The sequence below is a fragment of the Methylocaldum sp. genome (genome assembly GCF_035627495.1).
Taxonomy (GTDB): Bacteria; Pseudomonadota; Gammaproteobacteria; order Methylococcales; family Methylococcaceae; genus Methylocaldum.
Genome location: NZ_DASPLO010000122.1, coordinates 1 through 4,034 on the forward strand (window position 1 = coordinate 1; position 4,034 = coordinate 4,034).

The window sequence follows — 4,034 nt, forward strand, 5'->3', positions numbered from 1 at the left end:
GTGTTCGGGATCTGGTCAACAAGATCGACCACTTCATCTCCCATTACAACCAGTCCTGCCGACCCTTCGTCTGGACCGCCACGGCGGATTCCATCCTGGCCAAACTTCAACGATTATGTCAGCGAATTAATGGGACAGGACTCTAGCCGCGGTGCTTTACCGGTCTGGGATATCTCGAACCTGACCTGATCACGAGGCATACTGGTTTCAACAAGATCCCCGTGAATTCACTGGTGCCCAAATCGGGCATGGCTGGCGTTAGCACGACAAAAAAAGACCTGCCGTTTAAAGCAGGTCTATTGAAAATAAAGGGAATTCTGATTTTGCGATTAGAAAATTAATAATTCGGACTAGCGCTCGCCCGGAGTTTCGCCTTGTTGTGGCGCGCCAGGGCTTCCACCGGGACTGCTCGGGGTTGTCTCGTTCTGACAACCGCCGAGGGCTAGCGAGACCGTGATTAAGCCAAGGGCAATCAGCTTTTTCATAAGGTTATCTCCTTTAACATTAACAGTTGTGAAGCTCCATCCCTAAAAAGCGATGCTTTGCCTCACTTAGAGTGACACCGGAAGCTTTACTAAGTTCTTATTTCTTAGGCTGGGGGACAACCTCCGATCTATAGCCTGAGATCTTCGGGCAACTATTGCTTGCAAGCCGGGGCGTATGTATGAAGCTCGGAGAGAAAACCCGAGCGGATTCGTGCGACTATCGAAAACGCTTACAGCACCGCGGCGGGATATGAAGAGCTGTGGGCTTGAGGCCGCCGTTCCGTGCCCCACCCAATGACGTGAGGGCCTTGGCGCTCGGACGGACCAGTTTCAATACCGACGGAGTTCGCACCGGTGTTCTTTGCTTAAACGACCTCGTATAAGCAATTCTACGTAGTTGCCTGACAGCGGATTCCGTAGGGTAATAGACTACGGCTGTCGTTTTCCAGACTCGGACGAACCGAGGCGTTAACGGCATGCTGAGCGGTTCAGCGTTATGGATTTGAACCTTATGACATCAACGGAGGTAAACGAGATGGCACAACAACCGGGACAAGGACAGCCGCAGGAAACCAAGAAGGATTACTTCTGGTTTTATGTCGGCGGGCTCATCATACTGGTGATCGTTGGGGTTTTTCTGTTGAAAGGCCGAGAAATGGCGAGCGTGCCTTATGAGGCTTATAAGGAGACGAAACAGGAAGTGGAGCGGCAAATCCAGCAACCCCAACAACCAGAACAACGATAAAGAGGCACTGATTAGGCCTCTTCGGGCCAATCAGCAGGCAAAAAAACCCGGCTTCGGCCGGGTTTTTTATCAGCGGGGGCACAATATTGTGCCGCTCTGAGCTGCTTCTCCGAGACCGCGCGTTTTTGCTTGCCCTTTAGAAATTGTGCTGACTCGACTATCGCGAGGCTCAACACGAGGGATGAATCCTCAGGGTTTAGTCGGCGATCTCACTTGCTTAAGCCGCATTTTCCGTGGGCTCCACTACTGTGAGAGGTCCAGCGCTCCAGCAGGACGTCTACTTTCTAATTGCTCTCCCGCACGGCTTCCCGAATATGCCGCGTGCCGAGATAAACGCCTGCGGCCACGAAGGGCATGACCAGAGCCTCGAGGCTGCCGCTATCAAACGGAAACAGTCCCTTGTTATAGAGGGCATGGCCCAAAATGCCGATCAGAGAGACACCGGCATAGGTAATGGCCGCAAGGGACAGCCCCTCCACGGTTTGCTGCAGGCGCAGTTGCAAGTGCGAGCGCCGGTTTAAGGCCGCAAGAAGGGCTTGGTTTTGCTGCTCGCGGCGTACGTCGGCGCGGGTTCGGAGCAATTGGCTGGCATTGGTGACGCGGGTGCTAAGATCGTCCAGCCAGCGCGAAACCGACTCGCAGGTGTTGCGGGCGGGCTCCAGGCGCCGGTTAAGGAAGCCGCTCAGGGAGGAGATGTCGTCGATTCTGGCTTCTCGGAGCTGCTCCAGCCGGTTCACCACTAGACCGAAATAGGCCCGCGATGCATTGAAGCGGTAATAGTGGCTAGAAATCAGATTCTCCACGTCCACTGCCAGCCGGGACAACTCCTCCAGAAGCGACTCGTCTGCCTTTTCACTGCCTGCCGCCACCGCCTGTGCCAAGGTATGCAGCTCCCGGTCCCGTTGCCGCAATTGCGGTATCAGTTCCCGGGCGATGGGTAGAGCGAGCAGGGCCAGCATTCTATAGGTATCGATTTCCAACAGGCGCAGCAGCGTCCGACCCACCTGCGCTGGCTGCCGACAGTGGTCGATCAGTATCCAGCGGGAAAATCCATCGGAATGGATGCGGAAGTCGCTGAAGGCGGAAACCGCATTATTGGCCAGACTTGAACCGACCACCGTACCGCCAGGAAACCAGTAGGCAGCCTTTTGGGGAAGCACGCCGTCCGCCGCCTCGGCACCGGGCAACACGGCAGTGTGGGAGGCCACCAGCACCGTACCGGGAATTCGCTCCACCCACTCCGCTGGGATCAGACCGATCGGCGTTTCGGCGAATGGATCGGCGACCGCCCCGCGCAGGATGAACATGTAACGGGTGAACTCCTCGTGGCGCTCCACTTTGATACGCAGTTCGCCCAGCCGCAGCTTGTAACATTTCCCGTCCCCCACCGGGAGTCCCTGCCCGAAATGCCGGCAAAGTTCGGCGAGATGGGCAAATTCCAAGGCCCGGCTTTGTTCATCCATCGCTACCGCGAGGTAAGAGATACGCTCGGGTGATTCCAGCGGCTCATACGGGCGGGCGTTGATTTCGTCATGCAGTCGGATTCGCAAAGGGTGTTGGTTCAGGCGAATCATGATATGCCCCTTAATTTCTCATCATCAGACCAATAATCAGTGTGGAGTGAAAAGCTTATCAAATACATAAAGCACATTGAGGTTTTTGTGCGGTCCATCGGGGTGTCTTATTGCCTTGGCAGCTAAAGCAGAATCACACGACGGCCGCCGCATAAGCGATCTTGGGGTGTCTGAAATAGCGGCGGATGCGGTCGGGTTGTTTCTGTAACCGATGTAAATGGGTCCGGGCTTTGCGCTTGAGTCCTGCCTTGTTCAGGGCAGGTAATCCCGAATGCAGTTTCCCCTTCAACTCGCTATTCAAAAGCTCGTCCGGATTCAATTCCGGCGAATAGGCCGCCAAGTAAAACAGCTCGATTCGATCCCGGCGGGTCTCCAACCAGCGGCGCACCGCTTGGCTCCGGTGGCCCCATAAACGATCCAAGATCAGGAAAATCTTCTTCGAATACCCCTGGATCAAACGGCTCAAAAACAGGATCAACATCGTCGCGGTCAACGTCCCGTCGTACACCATGAAGTGCACCGTTCCTTGACGGGTCATAACGGAGATCAGGTTCATCCGCAGCTTTTTGGCCGGCTTTTTTACCTCCGGCGTCTGGCCCGGCGGTGCATAGCCCCGCTCCCGCTGTTCATACTGTTCAATCCCCGTCTCATCTCCCCAGTGAATGTCGGCCCCCTCCACCTTCGCGCGGGCAGCGATCGCCGGGTATTCGTTTTGCAGCCAATGCGCCACCGCCTGAGGGTCCTGCTCATACGTCTTCTGAAGCGGCTTCTGCAGGGTGAAACCCCACCGCTTCAAGTACAGTTCCACCGTCCGAATCGGCATCGCCACTCCGGTCTCCTGCTAAATCAACGCCTGCACGGCCTGCCGCGTACAGAGCGCAAACCGCAAGCCAAGTACCTCGGGTGTCTAGGCGAATCCGTCGCTGGAGTCCGAGCTCCTGCGCTAGACTTAGATGCCGCTTTTCACCCACTTTCCGATCGCGCTTGGCGACTTGTAGCGCCTCCTCCCCACTCGCCTGCACTTGGCTCTCCCAGCGATAGACCGTGTCGGGTACACCTCTAAAATTTCCGCAATGGCCTTCGCTGAATCGCCCCGGCTTTCCCGGAGGCTCCAACTTTTGAGAGTATGGAGCTATGAAGACATCGATAAAATATTCACCGGAAGTCAGGGAGCGTGCCGTTCGGCTGGTGCGGGAGCATCAAGGCGAGCATGAATCGCAATGGGCAGCC

General features: G+C 56.0%; 4 protein-coding genes and 1 pseudogene. 2 read left to right on the top strand and 3 right to left on the bottom strand.

What is annotated here, in order from left to right:
- Positions 1-146, top strand: a pseudogene (locus VEB01_RS09705) (IS630 family transposase); the annotation flags it as partial.
- Positions 147-350: 204 nt separating this feature from the next.
- On the opposite strand, the gene VEB01_RS09710 reads toward VEB01_RS09705, so the two are convergent.
- Positions 351-485, bottom strand: a complete 135-nt coding sequence (locus tag VEB01_RS09710; RefSeq protein ID WP_324874941.1) for a hypothetical protein — start codon at positions 483-485, stop codon at positions 351-353.
- A gap of 535 nt (positions 486-1,020) precedes the next feature.
- On the opposite strand from VEB01_RS09710, the gene VEB01_RS09715 reads away from it, so the two are divergent.
- On the top strand, positions 1,021-1,230 hold the full coding sequence (locus VEB01_RS09715) for a hypothetical protein (protein ID WP_324874943.1): 210 nt from the start codon (positions 1,021-1,023) through the stop codon (positions 1,228-1,230).
- A gap of 284 nt (positions 1,231-1,514) precedes the next feature.
- Here VEB01_RS09715 and VEB01_RS09720 read toward each other — a convergent pair whose 3' ends face one another.
- Together VEB01_RS09720 and VEB01_RS09725 are read right to left on the bottom strand one after the other, a co-directional pair.
- On the bottom strand, positions 1,515-2,804 hold the full coding sequence (locus VEB01_RS09720) for a DUF3422 family protein (RefSeq protein ID WP_324874945.1): 1,290 nt from the start codon (positions 2,802-2,804) through the stop codon (positions 1,515-1,517).
- Positions 2,805-2,937: 133 nt separating this feature from the next.
- Positions 2,938-3,633, bottom strand: a complete 696-nt coding sequence (locus VEB01_RS09725; RefSeq protein ID WP_324874947.1) for an IS630 family transposase — start codon at positions 3,631-3,633, stop codon at positions 2,938-2,940.
- Positions 3,634-4,034: the final 401 nt, after the last annotated feature.

Coding starts and splice junctions, on each gene's coding strand:
- VEB01_RS09710 (WP_324874941.1), bottom strand. CDS start 485: ATGAAAAAGCTGATTGCCCTTGGCTTAATCACGGTCTCGCTAGCCCTC.
- VEB01_RS09715 (WP_324874943.1), top strand. CDS start 1,021: ATGGCACAACAACCGGGACAAGGACAGCCGCAGGAAACCAAGAAGGAT.
- VEB01_RS09720 (WP_324874945.1), bottom strand. CDS start 2,804: ATGATTCGCCTGAACCAACACCCTTTGCGAATCCGACTGCATGACGAA.